19 protein-coding genes are annotated in these 15,606 nt (G+C 42.7%); 7 read left to right on the top strand and 12 right to left on the bottom strand.

Annotation, left to right across the window (positions count from 1 at the left end; all coding sequences use genetic code 11):
- Nucleotides 1–124 precede the first annotated feature (124 nt).
- A complete protein-coding gene (locus GSF13_RS19175) occupies nucleotides 125–1,135 on the bottom strand; it encodes an alpha/beta hydrolase (protein ID WP_206473251.1) in 1,011 nt (336 codons plus the stop codon).
- Nucleotides 1,136–1,347: 212 nt separating this feature from the next.
- Here GSF13_RS19175 and GSF13_RS19170 point away from each other — a divergent pair, with 212 nt between their 5' ends.
- On the top strand, nucleotides 1,348–1,530 hold the full coding sequence (locus tag GSF13_RS19170; protein ID WP_206473253.1) for a ribosome alternative rescue factor ArfA: 183 nt from the start codon (nucleotides 1,348–1,350) through the stop codon (nucleotides 1,528–1,530).
- Nucleotides 1,531–1,533: 3 nt separating this feature from the next.
- Here the strand turns inward: GSF13_RS19170 and GSF13_RS19165 are convergent, their stop codons facing one another.
- Together GSF13_RS19165 and GSF13_RS19160 are read right to left on the bottom strand one after the other, a co-directional pair.
- Nucleotides 1,534–3,015 carry a diguanylate cyclase gene (locus tag GSF13_RS19165; RefSeq protein WP_248298743.1) on the bottom strand — a complete coding sequence of 494 codons (1,482 nt, stop codon included), beginning with the start codon at nucleotides 3,013–3,015 and terminating at the stop codon, nucleotides 1,534–1,536.
- Nucleotides 3,016–3,195: 180 nt separating this feature from the next.
- Complete coding sequence (locus tag GSF13_RS19160) at nucleotides 3,196–3,603, bottom strand: MAPEG family protein (protein WP_174169910.1); 408 nt, start codon at nucleotides 3,601–3,603, stop codon at nucleotides 3,196–3,198.
- A 94-nt stretch (nucleotides 3,604–3,697) separates the two neighbouring features.
- Between GSF13_RS19160 and GSF13_RS19155 the strand changes: the two genes are divergently transcribed.
- On the top strand, nucleotides 3,698–4,651 hold the full coding sequence (locus GSF13_RS19155; protein ID WP_206473257.1) for a helix-turn-helix domain-containing protein: 954 nt from the start codon (nucleotides 3,698–3,700) through the stop codon (nucleotides 4,649–4,651).
- Nucleotides 4,652–4,782: 131 nt separating this feature from the next.
- On the opposite strand, the gene GSF13_RS19150 is transcribed toward GSF13_RS19155, so the two are convergent.
- The 4 genes from GSF13_RS19150 to GSF13_RS19135 form a co-directional block, all read right to left on the bottom strand.
- A complete protein-coding gene (locus GSF13_RS19150; protein WP_010606223.1) occupies nucleotides 4,783–5,070 on the bottom strand; it encodes a hypothetical protein in 288 nt (95 codons plus the stop codon).
- Nucleotides 5,071–6,467: 1,397 nt separating this feature from the next.
- Complete coding sequence (locus GSF13_RS19145; RefSeq protein WP_010606224.1) at nucleotides 6,468–7,067, bottom strand: hypothetical protein; 600 nt, start codon at nucleotides 7,065–7,067, stop codon at nucleotides 6,468–6,470.
- A 9-nt stretch (nucleotides 7,068–7,076) separates the two neighbouring features.
- Nucleotides 7,077–7,463 carry a hypothetical protein gene (locus GSF13_RS19140; RefSeq protein ID WP_010606225.1) on the bottom strand — a complete coding sequence of 129 codons (387 nt, stop codon included), beginning with the start codon at nucleotides 7,461–7,463 and terminating at the stop codon, nucleotides 7,077–7,079.
- Complete coding sequence (locus GSF13_RS19135; protein ID WP_010606226.1) at nucleotides 7,463–7,717, bottom strand: helix-turn-helix transcriptional regulator; 255 nt, start codon at nucleotides 7,715–7,717, stop codon at nucleotides 7,463–7,465. The genes GSF13_RS19140 and GSF13_RS19135 overlap by 1 nt, the downstream gene beginning before the upstream one ends.
- A 95-nt stretch (nucleotides 7,718–7,812) precedes the next feature.
- Here GSF13_RS19135 and GSF13_RS19130 point away from each other — a divergent pair, with 95 nt between their 5' ends.
- A complete protein-coding gene (locus GSF13_RS19130) occupies nucleotides 7,813–8,181 on the top strand; it encodes a hypothetical protein (protein WP_130125924.1) in 369 nt (122 codons plus the stop codon).
- A 171-nt stretch (nucleotides 8,182–8,352) separates the two neighbouring features.
- On the opposite strand, the gene GSF13_RS19125 is transcribed toward GSF13_RS19130, so the two are convergent.
- The 3 genes from GSF13_RS19125 to GSF13_RS19115 all read right to left on the bottom strand — a co-directional run bounded on the left by GSF13_RS19125 (nucleotide 8,353) and on the right by GSF13_RS19115 (nucleotide 10,109).
- Nucleotides 8,353–8,907, bottom strand: a complete 555-nt coding sequence (locus tag GSF13_RS19125; protein WP_206473259.1) for a hypothetical protein — start codon at nucleotides 8,905–8,907, stop codon at nucleotides 8,353–8,355.
- A gap of 111 nt (nucleotides 8,908–9,018) precedes the next feature.
- Nucleotides 9,019–9,759 (bottom strand): YafY family protein, encoded by a 741-nt coding sequence (locus GSF13_RS19120; protein WP_206473261.1) that lies wholly within the window; start codon nucleotides 9,757–9,759, stop codon nucleotides 9,019–9,021.
- Between the two features lie 32 nt (nucleotides 9,760–9,791).
- Nucleotides 9,792–10,109 carry a hypothetical protein gene (locus GSF13_RS19115; RefSeq protein WP_010606230.1) on the bottom strand — a complete coding sequence of 106 codons (318 nt, stop codon included), beginning with the start codon at nucleotides 10,107–10,109 and terminating at the stop codon, nucleotides 9,792–9,794.
- A 155-nt stretch (nucleotides 10,110–10,264) separates the two neighbouring features.
- Between GSF13_RS19115 and GSF13_RS19110 the strand changes: the two genes are divergently transcribed.
- Nucleotides 10,265–11,275: a hypothetical protein gene (locus tag GSF13_RS19110; RefSeq protein WP_206473263.1), complete on the top strand. Its 1,011-nt coding sequence runs from the start codon at nucleotides 10,265–10,267 to the stop codon at nucleotides 11,273–11,275.
- 132 nt (nucleotides 11,276–11,407) lie between these two features.
- Nucleotides 11,408–11,794 (top strand): MmcQ/YjbR family DNA-binding protein, encoded by a 387-nt coding sequence (locus GSF13_RS19105; RefSeq protein WP_206473265.1) that lies wholly within the window; start codon nucleotides 11,408–11,410, stop codon nucleotides 11,792–11,794.
- On the opposite strand, the gene GSF13_RS19100 is transcribed toward GSF13_RS19105, so the two are convergent.
- Nucleotides 11,772–12,635, bottom strand: a complete 864-nt coding sequence (locus GSF13_RS19100; RefSeq protein WP_206473267.1) for a LysR family transcriptional regulator — start codon at nucleotides 12,633–12,635, stop codon at nucleotides 11,772–11,774. The two genes, GSF13_RS19105 and GSF13_RS19100, sit on opposite strands and share 23 nt — an antisense overlap.
- Before the next feature lie 250 nt (nucleotides 12,636–12,885).
- On the opposite strand from GSF13_RS19100, the gene GSF13_RS19095 reads away from it, so the two are divergent.
- A complete protein-coding gene (locus GSF13_RS19095) occupies nucleotides 12,886–13,269 on the top strand; it encodes a rhodanese-like domain-containing protein (RefSeq protein ID WP_206473269.1) in 384 nt (127 codons plus the stop codon).
- A 104-nt stretch (nucleotides 13,270–13,373) separates the two neighbouring features.
- Nucleotides 13,374–14,819, top strand: a complete 1,446-nt coding sequence (locus GSF13_RS19090; protein ID WP_211866707.1) for a serine hydrolase domain-containing protein — start codon at nucleotides 13,374–13,376, stop codon at nucleotides 14,817–14,819.
- Nucleotides 14,820–14,992: 173 nt separating this feature from the next.
- Here the strand turns inward: GSF13_RS19090 and GSF13_RS19085 are convergent, their stop codons facing one another.
- Nucleotides 14,993–15,589: an ACP phosphodiesterase gene (locus GSF13_RS19085; protein WP_211866705.1), complete on the bottom strand. Its 597-nt coding sequence runs from the start codon at nucleotides 15,587–15,589 to the stop codon at nucleotides 14,993–14,995.
- Between the last annotated feature and the right edge of the window lie 17 nt (nucleotides 15,590–15,606).

The raw sequence follows: 15,606 nt of genomic DNA, 5'->3' as shown, positions 1-15,606 counted from the left end.
GTTTGTCAAATGGAAATTTACTTTAATTTAACGATAAGGGTGAAATTGTTGCTTCTCATTTAGGCTGAATTACGCTGCGAAGGCTAGCACTATCAGGCTTTACAGGGCGTGATGTTAGGGAATGTTATTTATTTTGAACTGTGTTTTGTTGGGGCGTGTTTGATTGATTTTTCGGGACTTTTTTTTTATTTGTAGTATCCTGGACAGCATTTTGTTTGCGCTGTTTCTTTTTTAATCGCTTTCGCTCTGCTTTAGTTACGTGTTTTGCCACCCATTTGGCAATCTTTTGCATGAGCATTGGAGGGAAGTCATGACCCATCCCATTGACCAGTTTTAGTTTGGATTTGCGAATAGTCGCGGCGGTTTGCTGGCCAGCGGCCGCGGGGAAAATAGGGTCGTCGGTACCATGGATCACAAGTGTAGGCGTTTTGATCTTTTCTAGCGTGTGCTTGCGACATTGGCTTGCGACAATCGCCGCAAGCTGACGCTTAAATCCTTGCGGGTTATGCGCGCGTTCAATACTGTGTTTGGCTTGTTGATGTAGCGTCCCTTCGTCTTGAGGGTAGGCAGGACTGCCGATCAGCTGGTTGAGTTTTATATTGTATTGAATGGCAGATTGGTGGCAGTCTGACTTTGGCCGTGCTTTTGCCAGTTGCAGCATGACTTTTACATTTGCTGCGGTAAACTTGGGATACGCTGAGGTTGACATAATTGAGGTCAAACTTACCACTTTCTTTTTATGCTTAGCAGCAACGATTTGTGCAATCATCCCGCCCATAGAAGCACCAACAAGGTGGGCGCGTTTAATCTTAAGTCCTGCCATCAAAGCAACAACATCTTCGGCCATATCTTCTAGGGTATAGGGAACAGAAGCGCGAATGGGAAGTTTTTTGCTCAGCATGGTTTTTATCACACTTGGTGAACCTAGATGATCCAAGTGGCTCGACAATCCCGTGTCGCGATTATCAAAACGGATCACCCGAAAACCTTTATTGACTAGCCCAAAGTACAATTCATCTGGCCAAATCGTCATTTGTGCCCCAAGACCCATTATCAAAATAATAACGGGGGCGTGATGCGCTCCCTCGTCCTGATAATGTATGCTGATCCCGGTTGCAATCTCGATATCGGTCATTGTCGCGAATGTTTAGCTTGACTTGAAAGGACTGCATTTAAGTATAGAGCGTAGGTATGAACTTAACTTTAAAATAGCAGTCAAAAAAGACGAAAATTTATTGCTAAAAGCCATTGCGCTTTAAAACATTTAGGTTAATATTCGCGCTTGTTGATGGTCTGAAATTATGCATCAACACTATCAATTTATATGATTCTTATTTGGAGTAAGTCATGACTAAAAAAAGCAAACTTCACCATGCTCATCAGCGTGGTGAAATTAAAGACAACGCATTAAAAGCGTTGGTAACCAGCCCGTTGTTTAAGGCGAAAGTTGAAAAAAGCAAAAAAGGCAAAGGTAGTTATCAACGGAGCGTAAAGCACAAAGGCCAAGAGCCTTACCTTAAGGCAGCCTAAGCTTTAAGATAAGGTTTTTTGCTGATACATTTGCTTGTCAGCTTGTGCGATTAAATCGCTGATATCTGTTATCGGGTGTTGGGAAAATGCTCGCCCGACACTACCTTGAATTGCTACTTTTTGTTTCCCATGACTAAATTGCAAGGTATTGAGTTGTTGTTGCAGCTGTTGTGCTTTTTCTTCTGCAGACTGTGTGTCGTCAAATAAGCACAGGGCTGCAAACTCATCGCCACCTAGGCGTCCTACAATATCTTGTTTTCTGATACTTGATGACAAAAACGTCGCAACATGGGCAAGCGCCTTATCTCCAGCATCGTGACCAAATTGGTCATTAATCAACTTAAACTTATCTAAGTCAATGTAAAATAATGCCAAAACACCACCACGTTTATTAAATTGCTCGACTAGCACGTTGGCTTGTTTGTACCAGCCTCGACGGTTAAAAATGGCGCACAATTGATCATAATTTGCTTCATTTTCAGCTTGTTGCTTTTGCTGTCTGAGTCGTCCAATGCGTTTAGATACCGCAACGGCAAGCAGTAAAGACTCAATGGCAAACGCAAAAATAAGTGCATACCGCTGCATAAATGGGCTATATCCCACTAACAGCACGCGAAATACCATACCGACTAATACTAGGCTCAGTGCCGCAAAAACCAAACTTGCTTCGCCAATTTTACGCTTGGTTTGAAGAGCAGATAGCACAAAGATAGTGGCGACAATAACGAGGGTGATATAGGCCATAATTTGGCTTAATAAGTAGGACAATTGTGCTTGTTGAGTGGGAATTTTAAGTATGCTCAGGAGCATCACGATACCCGCGGCACTTTTAAGTAACAACACGAGTTTTGGCCACTGTTTGTCAACAAGTAGGATACTCAACATAAACCAGGTTGCCGAAACCACAGTGAGACCAATACTAAGTAAATATGCGTGTTTGAGTAATGGCTTATACTGAGATGAAACAAAAAGATTTAATTGCCCTTCTTGGAATAATACAAATCCACAAAGGCAGAAGATATAAGCGCCGTAAAGCCTAAATATAGGATCATTGAGGCGACTACCCATGATCAATACATAGCAAATCAAGGTAAAACAAAGGCCATAAAATGCGCCCATGACTAGGCTGCTTTTTTGACTTTCCCAAATAAATTTCCCCATGCTCATCAGCCTAAATCTTGGCGTATGAATTTGCATAGAATCCAAGCTTAAGGTTGCTGTGTACTTACCTTTTGGAATGATAAATGCGGGTTGTGAGAACTTAACGGGCAAAGGGGCGTTGACTCGCCACTGATAGTGATTAAGGCCAACATCTACAAATGAAAAAACGCTGTCTTCATGTAAATTGCAGGCTATCGAGACGGTATTGTTGCCGCGTTCAATTTTGCTATAAGACGTGGTATTGATAGTAAGCAAAATTGAGTCATCGTGAGCGGTCGTGAGCGAGCAATTGTCATCAAGCGCAAAAATTGAGGGGCTAAACAAAAATACGGCGCCGTAAATAACAGCGAGTAGGAGCGTAAGCTTCCCACTAAAGTTGCTATGTATTTTGACGCCATTCAACCTAGACTGCAGCACAACCAAAACCTAAGGTTATTGTTGTGGTTAATGTAACAAACTTGTACGTAACTTAGCCAGTGTAAAATCCCTTTAACCAGTGACTTTTTATATTCTATCGAACAAGAAGCTAAACCAGGCAAAAAACAAGCAAAAGCTACTTAATCCAAATGCTAGGGTTCGTAACCGTAAATTGCTGCCTAGCACGTGCTCGTAGCTGTGCCAATATCTTGCTGCGACAAACACGGTGCTAAGCACAAACCAAAATTGTCCCGTCATTTGCTCAATATGCAAAAGTATCAGTAATGCGATAAATAACACCGGTTGCTGAAACTGGCTGTCATAGCTATTACCTAATAATCTTATGCGCTCGGGGAAGGCGTGTTTTTCAACATAGCGAATATCTTGAAGTGCAATATCACCATTTTTGACTGCGCGAATTCTACTCGTTGCGGTTAAAAGAAATAATAGCAGCGTTAGGCTAAGCAAAAATAAAACCGGAATATGGATCCACATAGTAAAGCTCCTGAATTTGAAAGAGGTTTTACTTTAACTAGATTGATTGCTAACTTATCGTGTCAATAATGACTAATTTTGGTTTGATATTGCCATGAAGGTGATTTTGCTTTGTCCTGAACATGTGTTTGCGAGCGCATTAACTGGCGTGATTGATATATTGAACGTGGCAAACAAAGTCGCTGGTAAGGCGGTGTTTTGCTGGCAGACGGTTGCGCTTTCAGGGCAAAAGTCGGTGATGAGTAGTCAGGGTTTAGAATTTGTTTGTCATGCTGAATTTAGCGCATTGGCTGATGCTGATGTCGTTATCTGGCTCGGCAGTCACTTTTCATCAGAGCCTTTGTTGTGGCAACAATGCCAACAAGTCAAAGCACAATTAAACAAGCATGGTATTGAATTTCATCCCACGACTTATCAACTTGCCGGATGTTGCGGTACCGCATTTTTAGCCACAGCAGGATTGTTGGATAAAAAACAATTTACGTGTAGCTGGTGGCTTACGCCTTTTTTTACACGATATTATCCCGTTTTAAAGCCCAACAGCCAAAAGGTAACAGAGCAAAGCGGTATGGTGTATACCGCGGGCGCAGCTCATAGTTACTTGCACTTGATGCTGCGGTTTATTACCGACGTGCTGGGTTCAGAAGTGGCAAAAACAATCGCCGCGTGGCTGGCGATACCAAACGAGCAAGCGAGTCAAAATGAGTTTGTGCAGCTCAGTGGCTTTTTACAACATAGAGATGCGCAATTGCTTAAGGCACAGTATCATATCAGCGATAATCTCGATGTTTCGCATAGCTTACAGAGCCTTGCGAAACATGCTTGTATGTCAGAGCGTACGTTAATTCGACGCTTTAAACAGCACACGAGTATGACGCCTTTTGAGTACGTGCGACTTGCGCGACTCGTTCGCACCAAACAGCTATTGCATAGCACTAATATGAGTGTGGAGCAGATAGCCAATCAGGTTGGCTACCAAGACAGTCAGGCTTTAGCGAAGCAATACAAAAAGCACTATAACCAATCGCTTAATCGAGTGAGAGGGTAGTCATAGTGGGTGTTAACCTTTCTCTTTGTGCAATAAATAACATCGGCTGTTATCGCTATAGTCAACTGCAAAACATGACTACTACAGGAAACCAAACTACGGAAATACTAACTTGGACATGTATTGTATGTTTACTTGTAAAGTTTCTCTGTTGCTTCTTTAAGTCCTGAATGGGGTAAAAATTGATCTGTGATTGTTAGAATCGAGTGCAGATTATTTTTTAATTTATCAAGCTCTATGTTACCTGGCTGAATAGCCGTTTGTAATAAATGAATGGCCATGTCAGCTAATAGAATACGCTGTTTTTCTAGCCATTCCTCATCGCCTTTGGTAGCGGGATTGCCAAGGTAGCTACTTTCTACCAAACTATGCAAATCCCAGCTAGTTTTGATTAACTTATTCCTTTCAATATCATTCACTGCCGACCTTCCGAAATATATAGATATAATGACTCCCACACTGTGCTAGCCTTCTCTTTTTCGTGGGTTAGCTTAATACAAAGCGAGGCCATAATTAATTTGTTAAATAACTAAACAGCTGAGGCTAGCATGAACGAACATAACATACTTTATATCTGAATTAATACACTAAAACATACAACGCAGTAGCATGTATTGAAGGCTATAGCGGAGCATAATTTGTATCTTTTGCTAGAGCACTATGCTTTAAAATTGCCATCTAAAAACGAGTTCGTTATTTTGAATGTAACTATCCTGATATTATTTGGGTCAGGCAATCACCACTAACTTCTACACATCCAAGGGTTGAGGAAACCAAACAATGTCAGCTACAAATTATGGTGGATGTCTGCGTTTAAATTCATTGCATATCGACTTATGATTTTCGGGTGTGATGAAGGGGGGAAATAAGTTGTCTGTTAGCTGTCCACAAAGCCATCAGAAACATAGTTGCTTGCAAGCACCACAAGAATTTATCAGCGCCTTGTATCTCCCTCATCACACCCGAAAGTAAATTGCCAATGAGTCATTTCAACGCATGGATGCGTGAAAAGCGGTGACAGGGCCAAGGATGGCCCTTACACCGCGGTGACGTTCATATTGGTAATTTACTTGAGGAGTCAGTGTGATGTTGGGAGTGCCTTTTCTTTTGCGCAACGATTCTTTGGGCATCAAAGAAAAGTAAGTCGTAGCCCATGGATGGGCGTCGAAATCCGTCAGGAGGACGGGCTGACTTTACGGTAAATTTCGAGCTACCAGTCGTTAGCAACATAAACCTCCATGTTTAATATCAAAGCGCATCCATGCGCTCCTCGTTCATTCTTTTTAAACGACGAAAAAGAACGAACCAAGAAAACGTCGCCCCAGCATCACACTTAATCCTCAAACCCTAAGCCGACATAGTGCAACCGTCTTGTAAGGTACGTCCCTGTGCCTGACAAGACTTGGCCGACATCCTGTCGGCACATTGCATATCGACTTATGATTTTCGGGTGTGATGGAGGGGGAATACGTTGCTTGTGAGATCTTCTACGATTTTTATGATTAAGTTGCTTTAAAGCATTGCAAAAACTATCAGCGTAGCCTCCTAACTCACAGTGTAAATAGTTTTGTGGGAGGCGGTTCACCCGCCGAGAAGTTATGCTTTTGTGGTGAGATAGAGAGGGTACAGTGTGATGTTGGGAGTGCCTTTTCTTTTGAGCAACGATTCTTTGGACATCAAAGAATCGTAAGTCGTGGCACTTGGATGGGCGTTGAAACCTGTCATCAGAGCATAGAGGTTCTACTTACTACAGCTTGTGAATACAAAAGCAAAAAAACCAGATAGAAATCTGGTTTTTTACACTTTTGCTGATTGCTTACGACAGTCTTGGCTCTTGGGAGTCGTTTGATTTTGCTGAGCATATCATCATGGTCAGTACCGCGCCGCAACATATCGCCCATGCGATATAGATTAAGCCTTCGAAATTATCGTAAATAAATGTCCATGATTTTAGGTTGAAGTATGACCACGCTATATTTTCTACTAGCCCCAGTAAGTAAATTAAGGAGGTGTACATGTATATCCAATGGAAAAGTCCATCAAAGTAGGTTAATTCAATATCATTAGATTTAGAAATTAACCGGGATAGCTGGACTCTAAAAATCATTACAATGAAAGCTATAACACTTAATAAAAGCTGTGTACCATAGACAACTGTGCCTTGCAGTAATTTATTCTCATCAGGTAGAACATAACTAATTATACCGCCCTCAAAAATCACATAACTAATTCCGGTACAGATAAGGATAAAGCTAGAGATATGAAGCACATTAATATTTTTGGCGTAAAAACCATATACCGTACTAACTACCAGTAGAGAAAGATAAAGAGGCATTACAATACGCGGATCCCACAATTGTATGTAGAAAAATGCTATTGTGGCAGTGCTAAGTAACACTAAGTTTGAAAGTTTCATTACTCATCCTTAAGAATTAATAGCTGGGTTATCGGATGCAGTGGTAGTTTCAACACTTTGTTCTCTCGGTGGTTTATAGGCACCAGTACCAGCAGTCACGACGAGACACATTTCTGATGTGAGACAATTTGCATATTTTTTCACGATTTGTCCATTTCTATTTGTATCACGCTGCGTCCTAGGGGGTTTAAAAGCAGTATTGCCGCCCGCAACCGAAGAGCATATACCAGTAGAAAGTTGACTTGTATTGTGGTTATCCATCTTTTCTCTGGGGGGATTATGCGTGCGGAAGCTATAAATAGAATCACAGTGTATTGATTTGGTACTACCTTTATTGAACAAAGACTTGGAGAATAAAAAGCATTGTATTAAGCCCAGAAAATTTACCTTTTTCATTAGTCATCATCCTGTATTTTTGTTTTTTCAGAGCCATTCATCGTACTACTCAGCTCTTTGATCTGATTAAGTAAAGATTTAGCGTCTATTTTGCAGAACATAAACCACTGAAAAAGTTGCTTTGATCTTATATCGCTTACGTCTAGCTCATAGTTACTAATGGTTTTACGATCGCATCCAAGCTTTTTTGCCATCTGTTCTTGCGAGATACCGGCCTTTCTTCTCATTGCTTTTAAATCATCGCCATTAATCACGTCCTTTTCCTTTTTTCTATGATGCGGAGACTTTTGCGCATCTAATTAAACATAATGTTAACAATAAAGTTGAAACATTAAAACAGAAAATGAACATGCTAAGTTTACTAAAAATTGATGAAGTTGTAGTCACAGCCGTGCCGGGCTATGGGTTACACGATATTTCTAAATATACCAAAGGTCAACAGGTGGTTTACATAAAACATGTTTTTGTATCCAAAATACATTCGCTAGTGAAACCAAATATAACTGCGGAAGAAATAGACTTTTTGCGTAGGCTCGATCAGGCACATCAACACTGTTACTTTTTAGTTTATGTAAAGAGCAAAACTACAGGGCGATATGATTCTGCCTTTTTTATGGATGACGCTGAGGCTATAAAGGGACTTGAAGTGATCGAGGTAGAACCACGCTTGAAGAATTTAGATACTATCTCACAAGTGATTAGAAACGTTTTACTGTAAAAAGTAGCTGTCTCCTCTTCGTTTTTAATTCTAGTCGGGTATAAGGTAGTCGTATTTTGCTCAATATCGCTTGTCAGTTAAAGTCCATATCACTTTGTCTAAATAGTAAGAGCAGTGATGAGAAGTGGGCATTGGAGGAATATTTTCCTCCATTCAGTCAGTTCAACTTGGTTAGCTTGACGCGAGGCAACGGGCACTTGGGGTTTCACCGGGTTCGATGATATTAATATTGACCTCTTTTAAGTCGCCAATTATGGGTTTTAAAGCTTTATCAAAACGATTTGCTGCGGCTTCGATTTTTTCGGCATAGTCGTCAATGGCATCAAAATTAGCAGCGTGACTTTCAATTACTGCCTCAATTTGCTTGGCCTTTTCTTCTTGTTTTGCCAGTAGCGCTTTATTGATCACAAGTCGATCGTCGTCTTCTTGTATGGCCTCTTTACTAATGACTTCCATTTCTTTGCTGAGCAGTGCGAGCTTGTCTTCAATATCTTTCATTGGTAACTCAGAAGCTGACATATTAAGCTCTGCCGCTTTGAGTGCTTTGTATGCGGCCACCTGTTCGGCGTCCATGGTGTGTTTGATTATTGGGTTACAGTCTTGGTAAGCGATAAGCCGGTAGCTGCCTTGTGTTTGCGGCTCGGTTGTATTTGCATTGGAGTAGCCAATGCAGGCACTCAAAGCCAGTGTTACCGAAATAATGAGTATTGATTTTGTGGTTTTCATAAGCACCTCGAAGGAATAAGTCTGATTTACAAAATTAGTCGCGGTGCAGTTTGAAAAGGTTGGTGTTAGATGCGCAAGTATTAGTAACAAAATATGAATCGGGCAGTGAGCTTAGAATGAGTTGCTACTTTTATCAGGCGCTTGGCATTGGTGCTGTGCAATTTCTTCGGCGTATTTGGCCTTAACTAGTTCAACGTAATGGTTGAGGTTTTTATCAGGACTTACGGTAAAGGTCAGCTCACTTTTATGTATCGCGGTGATACGGTCCAAGCGAAATTCACGGTAATCACTGCGGAGCTGACAAAATGCGACCAGCGTCCACTTTCCACCCCAATAAACCAATCCGAGAGGCTCGATAATACGCTGGGTTTGTTGCTTTGCAACGTCTTGATATTCAAGTTGTACACACTGCTTAGCCGCAATGGCGAGCCTGAGTGTAGCGCTAAAGGATTGTTGTTGTGGTCCGTGTTTAAAACTCGAAACCAAATAAGGGGAGTGGTCATGCTGTTGTTTGAGGTGAGCGGGTAGCACGGCCTCTATTTTGGCAATGGCTGCTTTTGCATGTGCGCTTAGTTCGGGATCCGTCCATGCTCCAACCATTTTACTGCCAAGTAATAATGCGGTGAGTTCATCATAGCTAAACATCATAGGGGGCAGTGGGTAGTCACCAATAATATAGCCGACACCTGCTTCCCCCTCAATTGGCACGCCAGAACTTTGTAAGTCCTGAATATCGCGATAAATCGTACGCTCAGATACCGTAAAGTGATCGGCCAATGACTTAGCGGTAACCGCTAATCGTCGACCCTTGAGCAGATCCACTAACTGAAAGAGACGTTCTGATTTATGCACGAATTTTCCTTGTTATTCAAATCTCAGATTGATTAACCGCTACATGGGGTTTGAGAGAGCACATTACTGTGACTAATGGTGACACTCTCGCTGTCTATGTATTGCGTTAATCTTTGGCATACTTCGGTTGTTGGGAATTGTGCCGAAACCGCTTTAGCATGCTCCATCGATTGCCAATAAATAATATCTAAATACTCGTCAGTCTGACTGTCTTTAGTCAACGAACGATATAGTAACCCAGGTTGCTGTTCAACCCACTCGGTAAAAGCTGGGTTTACACCCATAATGTCACTCTCTGTAGCACCAAGAGCCAATTTAAATTTTACAATCTCTACGACATTTTGTTGCATGGTCTTTCTCCTTTTTGAGTTCAAAAAGAGTAAACCACGATGTTGTGTCAGGGAGTGTCAGTAGTGTTTAAATATACAGTGCATTTTATATCTAGATCTGTATTAGGATTTAGGGTACTGCAATTGGCAGGATTAACCGTGTAAAGGATAAGGAAATGAAATTAAGTACAAGCATATTTGCAACCAGTTTGGTTGCATCCGCTATCTGCGCTTCCCATGTTTTTGCAAAGGATACAAATGACAGCGATGTCAAAAGGCTGCATGTCTTGGCAAAGCAAGTCGCATCACAAAGCGTCAGTGGGTCGTATACTTTTGCTATCAACTGTCATACTAACCCCAGCTTACTGAAACGTGCCGTTGAGCAAGTAAGTTGGCCTGTCGATGAAATTACCTTTGCTATTCAAGGACAATGTCAGGGCCCAATTAAGATCACGAGATCTGGTATCACCATTACTGGGTCTGATAATACCCAAGATGTTATCTCTGGGGCGCTAAGCGGCGTGCAGCCGACCATATTAGTGGAGTCTGGCTCGGCTAAGCTCAATAACTTAGGGCTTGTCAGCACCGCTCAGCAAAGTAGCATAACGGTAACGGCGCAGGGAATGGCAAGATTGGATAATGTCGCGACTCAAGTGCAAGGCACTGAGCCTGAATACCACTATATCGTGACAGATAATAGTAATCTTTACTTAAGTAATCTAAACCAAGCCAAAGTGAAAATAGCAGGGGGCGCTTTTGCTGAATTTGTAGCCGGAAATCAGGCGATGACAGCATATGTGTTTGACACCGCCAATGCTAGAAGTACCCAAGGGAACCAGTTCGACGCAGTACAAGTTGCTGGAAATGGCTACTTTTTAGCAGATGGGCAGTCGCATATAAACCTATTAATGATCTGGAGTAAAGGCGCCGCCGAAATCGACCAGCAAAGTAGTGTTGGTGAACTGATGATGGGCGGCCAAACCTTGTTTGCTGCTTATAGAAACTCGACCTTGTCAGGGCCTTACAGCTTCTTTGGGAACGTGGTTTTTGAGTTGGAGCACTCCTCTGCGACAAATTGGGTAACGCAAGAAAGGCCGCACTCGCTGTTTTCTGGTAATAATGCCGTCGTGAATGGCGAGCTATTTCCAAGTTGGAGTTGGCAAGGACAGGCACCACAACCTGAGTGACCTGAGCTTCAAAACAATGAGTTAGCGTATTTCTTATTCAAACCTCAGGTTGAGTAATTTATGCTACTACGCCGCTTGGTATTATGCTTTACTACTAAGCGGCAACGATTAACCTAAAGGCAGAAGAATAAGATGGATCATCAACAAGTACATGACTACTTGCTTGCAAAACCCTATACCAGCGTAAGTCAGCCTTTTGGTGAAGGCGTTGATGTATATAAAGTGAAAGACAAAATGTTCGCGACGTTGGCGCTTGGTAAAATGGGCAAAAAAGATGACGAGCATCCCCATTGGCGCGTAAATCTCAAATGCGATCCTGATGAAGCGCAAGCGCTGCGAGACATTTTTAGTGCGGTGTTACCGGGTTATCACATGAATAAAAAGCTGTGGAACACGGTGGTGCTCGATGGCTCCATTCCTACAGGAGAACTTGAGCGGATGATGGATAACTCATTTCGCCTTGTAGTCGAAAAAATGCCGAAAAAGCAGCAGGGGATTATCCTTGCGCAGCATCAATAGATGCACAAACGACTTGGTACACGGCGTTCACTTTAGGCTCTGTGAGCGCTTGATTTGCCACAACAAAATTTACGGGGAGCGAAAAGTCTAGCAAACTAGACAAGGCAACTTCTGCTCCTTGATCTGCAATGGCGTTGGCTTCAATAAAACTCACGCCGAGCCCTGCCTTAACTAAAGCCAAGCGGGAGCGCTCATCCGCAGCATTAATATTTACCGCGTTTACTTCGCTTAGCTGTTGATCAAGTTGCTTATCAAAAGGGCAGCCTTTTCCCATACGTATCCACGTCATCTGTGCCAATTCGGCTTTATGTGATGGCACAGGCCAAGATGCAGGATAAGCGGTGGTAACTGCAACTTCTGTGAGCGGTACAGCGCTAAAATGTGCAGGTACTTCGCCATAAATAACCCCACCATCAAGTAGCCCATCACTGAGTTTGTCGACGATGACACCACTTGAGAGTAATTCCAGCGAAAAAGAAAGACTTGGAAAGTGCTGGTTGAGGGTTTTTATCAGTGTGCCAAGTTCGCTCGAGGTGCCGATAGGGTGGTTCAAGCCAAGTCTGAACTCGCCTGTGAGCAGTGTTTTGGTTTGCGCTGCGGTGTGCATTAAATCATTTGCACTTGCAAGCGTTAACTTAGCTTTGTCTAGCAAGATCTTACCTTGTTCTGTGAGCTGCATCCCTTTACTCGAACGGTGAAACAACACGGTATTGAGTTCTTCCTCAAGCGCTTTGATATGGGCGCTGATAGCAGGTGGTGTGGTGTACAGTCGTTTCGCTGCTGCCGTTAGATTTTGGGCCTCTGCAACTGCAACAAACGACCTTAAATGGTAAAACTCCATTGCACTAAACTCAATTACGTATTGAATACCACCAGTTTAAATGAGCTTGCTGTGATTGCCTATTCTGAAATGATGAACATCGCCTTCAAAAAATATGAATTCATTAACGCCTATCAAGTGCGTAACGTAGTTGACCTCGGGTGAGGTTAAATAACCTGAGCTAGCTCATTCCTTATCCAAACCTCAGGTTAAATAATTATCCGCAGCTCAGATTATTTAGGACCCAAGGTATTTAAATAGGAGTTAAAAGATGAAAGTAGAAGTATCACAGTATTTTGCAATGAAGCTGGCTTGCGAAACGGATTGTGCTGATGTTTATCAGGCGATGTTAACGGGGCAGCAGGATTTTGTGCTATTTGATGTCAGGTCGAATGAAGCCTTTGCTAAAAGTCATGCTCAAGGCGCAGTCAATATGCCAAGCGCAGACATAAGCGAACTGACGATGGCTAAGTATGACAAGGTCACACCAATCGTGGTTTATTGTTGGGGTCCTGGGTGTAATGGCGCGACAAAGGCCGCGTATAAGCTTGCAAAATTGGGCTATCAAGTAAAAGAGATGATAGGTGGAATTCATTACTGGGAGGATTTTGAGCGTTACCCCGTTAATCGCCGAGTGTCTCAGGCACAAAGTTGATGTAGGTGCATTTTTCTTTATCTCATGATTATACTGTTATTCATTCACGGCACATTTATCAATGTGTAAAGTGAGTGAATAACGATAATAACAAGGGAAATATCATGTCGAAACTATTGTACTGCGCCATATTTTGCTCGTCTTTGCTAAGTCAGACATCCTTCGCCACTGACTCGGCCCAACATCAAGTTCAACAAGTTGCACAAAATCTTTTACCTAGAGTTCAGTTAGAAGGCCAAAAATATAAACCTGTAGATTTGCAGACGCGTCTTCAAGAAACGCATTTGCCGGGCTTAAGCCTTGCCGTGATCAAAGATGGTAAAGTGGTGTGGGCTGAGGGTTTTGGCATTGCAGATAAAAAGCAAAATCGAAAAGTGACTACTGAAACGCTGTTTCAGGCAGGGTCAATTAGTAAGCCAGTTGCTGCGCTTGCGGTATTAAAGTTAGCGCAAGATGGTAAAGTCGATTTAGATGCTGACGTTAATCAATATCTCACTTCTTGGAAAGTACCAACGAACGAATTTACCAAAGCCAATCCTGTTACTTTGAGACAGTTAATGACTCACACCTCGGGGCTCACTCAACATGGTTTTCCGGGCTACGTGCGTGGTAGTAAAATTCCAACTGACGTTGAAGTCTTAATGGGTAAAGGCAATACCGACTTAGTGACGGTTGACACTTTGCCAGGTAAAGCTTGGCGCTATTCTGGCGGTGGTTACACGGTAATGGAATTGCTCGTGGCAGATGTGACAAAAATGCCATTTGAAGAGTATGTCCAGCAGGCAATTTTAACTCCGCTAGGGATGCACAATAGTACCTATGCGCAACCATTACCGAAAACGCTATGGTCAAAAGCCAGTGCTGCGTTTGACGATAAAGGCGAGCAAGTTGAAGGGGACTGGCATGTTTATCCAGAACAAGCCGCGGCTGGCCTTTGGACCACTCCGGTGGATCTCGCTAAATATATTATGGCCGTACAACAAGCGTATGCAGGCAATACCGTGGGGCCCATCACACCAGAGCTGGCGAAGCAAATGCTTGAAGTTCATCATGACGTATGGGGTTTGGGACCAGAGCTTGAACAGCGAGAGCAAGGGCTTGTTTTCACCCATGGTGGTAAAAATAAAGGCTTTAGCAATCGTTTTGAAGCATTTGTGGAAAAAGATGAGGGTATGGTGTTGATGTCCAATGGCGACTCAGCGAGTACCGTATTTGGTGAGCTTCGCATTGCCATCAGCGAACATTACGGCTGGAATTTTATACGCAGTAAAAAGATAACCGCGATTACATTACCTGAGGCACGCGCAAAGCAATTGGAAGGTCTGTATGCTTATGAGAAAGATCATCAGTTTAAAATGAAAATCACCCGAGAGGGGACGCGATTTAACGTCTTAGATATGGCCCGGGATAACCTGATGGCGTTTGTTGCCACAGAGGAAGACACCTTGATTGAGCTTGAAGGGGGCGCAGATGTCACCATTGAAACGAATGATAAAGGTGAGATCATCGCGGTGATTTGGCGTGGCCTATATCGTTTTGAGCGGATTTAATCGGAAACTTCACTTCAACGAGTAGTCTGTCTCTGGTATTGGTATAAAATCCACCAAGCGTTTATGTACCGTTTTGACTGGTTAGATAGCAGCCAAAGAACAGGTGTCCAGCGGGGAGCAGCCCTTTCTGGCAACCTTGCTATCGAGTTGGTATTGGGTAACACGGCGACAGTTTACTCTATTTTCTGGTGCTCTATGGATTGCTGCCTTATGTGCTCAACCAACTGCGGAAAAAAGGTTTGAAATCCAGATTCAAGCTGGTGGTAGTGCTCTTTTATATCCACTTCAGTGCCTGAGAATTGGTTTTGAAAACGAATACGTTTTGCGATGTTATCGAGTGCATGACCCACACCAGCTACGGATTCATAGGTGGCAAACCAATCATTTTGTGTCATTGCGCTAACGACTCGTTGCATGTGCGCAGGCATGATGTGCAAGTGATCGTGCAGCAATGAAAAGCTCTGACGTTTAAAGTCATCAAGCGAGGTGCTGTGATATTGCTGCCAGTGCTTAATCAAAAAGTGGTCATATAACACATCCAGTGCAATGCCTGCAAAGCGGCGACGCGCGGGCGAAAAAAGTTGTTTAGCAGATTTTGTTATCGTGTGGCTATCAGTAAATTTATCGACTTGCATATGTGTTTGTAGACCAAGTTGCACAGGTTTGGGCAGTACTTGTATATTCACGCCTTTTTGAAAGTCACCGAGCAAGTTGCCAAAGTGCGATGCGGCAGTTGGTTTGGCAAAGTACAAATGCGCCAAATAATTCACAGAAACATCCCCCCCAA

It is taken from the genome of Pseudoalteromonas sp. M8 (genome assembly GCF_018141365.1).
Lineage (GTDB): Bacteria > Pseudomonadota > Gammaproteobacteria > Enterobacterales > Alteromonadaceae > Pseudoalteromonas.
Note: the sequence above shows the minus strand (reverse complement) of the source record. Positions and strands in the feature narration are given on the sequence as shown.

Excerpts from the sequence above, each read along its gene's own strand:
- GSF13_RS19090 (WP_211866707.1), top strand. The coding sequence starts at position 13,374 with ATGTCGAAACTATTGTACTGCGCCATATTTTGCTCGTCTTTGCTAAGT.
- GSF13_RS19175 (WP_206473251.1), bottom strand. The coding sequence starts at position 1,135 with ATGACCGATATCGAGATTGCAACCGGGATCAGCATACATTATCAGGAC.
- GSF13_RS19125 (WP_206473259.1), bottom strand. The coding sequence starts at position 8,907 with ATGAAAACCACAAAATCAATACTCATTATTTCGGTAACACTGGCTTTG.
- GSF13_RS19160 (WP_174169910.1), bottom strand. The coding sequence starts at position 3,603 with ATGTGGATCCATATTCCGGTTTTATTTTTGCTTAGCCTAACGCTGCTA.
- GSF13_RS19155 (WP_206473257.1), top strand. The coding sequence starts at position 3,698 with ATGAAGGTGATTTTGCTTTGTCCTGAACATGTGTTTGCGAGCGCATTA.
- GSF13_RS19100 (WP_206473267.1), bottom strand. The coding sequence starts at position 12,635 with ATGGAGTTTTACCATTTAAGGTCGTTTGTTGCAGTTGCAGAGGCCCAA.
- GSF13_RS19095 (WP_206473269.1), top strand. The coding sequence starts at position 12,886 with ATGAAAGTAGAAGTATCACAGTATTTTGCAATGAAGCTGGCTTGCGAA.
- GSF13_RS19110 (WP_206473263.1), top strand. The coding sequence starts at position 10,265 with ATGAAATTAAGTACAAGCATATTTGCAACCAGTTTGGTTGCATCCGCT.
- GSF13_RS19170 (WP_206473253.1), top strand. The coding sequence starts at position 1,348 with ATGACTAAAAAAAGCAAACTTCACCATGCTCATCAGCGTGGTGAAATT.
- GSF13_RS19115 (WP_010606230.1), bottom strand. The coding sequence starts at position 10,109 with ATGCAACAAAATGTCGTAGAGATTGTAAAATTTAAATTGGCTCTTGGT.
- GSF13_RS19130 (WP_130125924.1), top strand. The coding sequence starts at position 7,813 with ATGCTAAGTTTACTAAAAATTGATGAAGTTGTAGTCACAGCCGTGCCG.
- GSF13_RS19105 (WP_206473265.1), top strand. The coding sequence starts at position 11,408 with ATGGATCATCAACAAGTACATGACTACTTGCTTGCAAAACCCTATACC.
- GSF13_RS19145 (WP_010606224.1), bottom strand. The coding sequence starts at position 7,067 with ATGAAACTTTCAAACTTAGTGTTACTTAGCACTGCCACAATAGCATTT.
- GSF13_RS19140 (WP_010606225.1), bottom strand. The coding sequence starts at position 7,463 with ATGAAAAAGGTAAATTTTCTGGGCTTAATACAATGCTTTTTATTCTCC.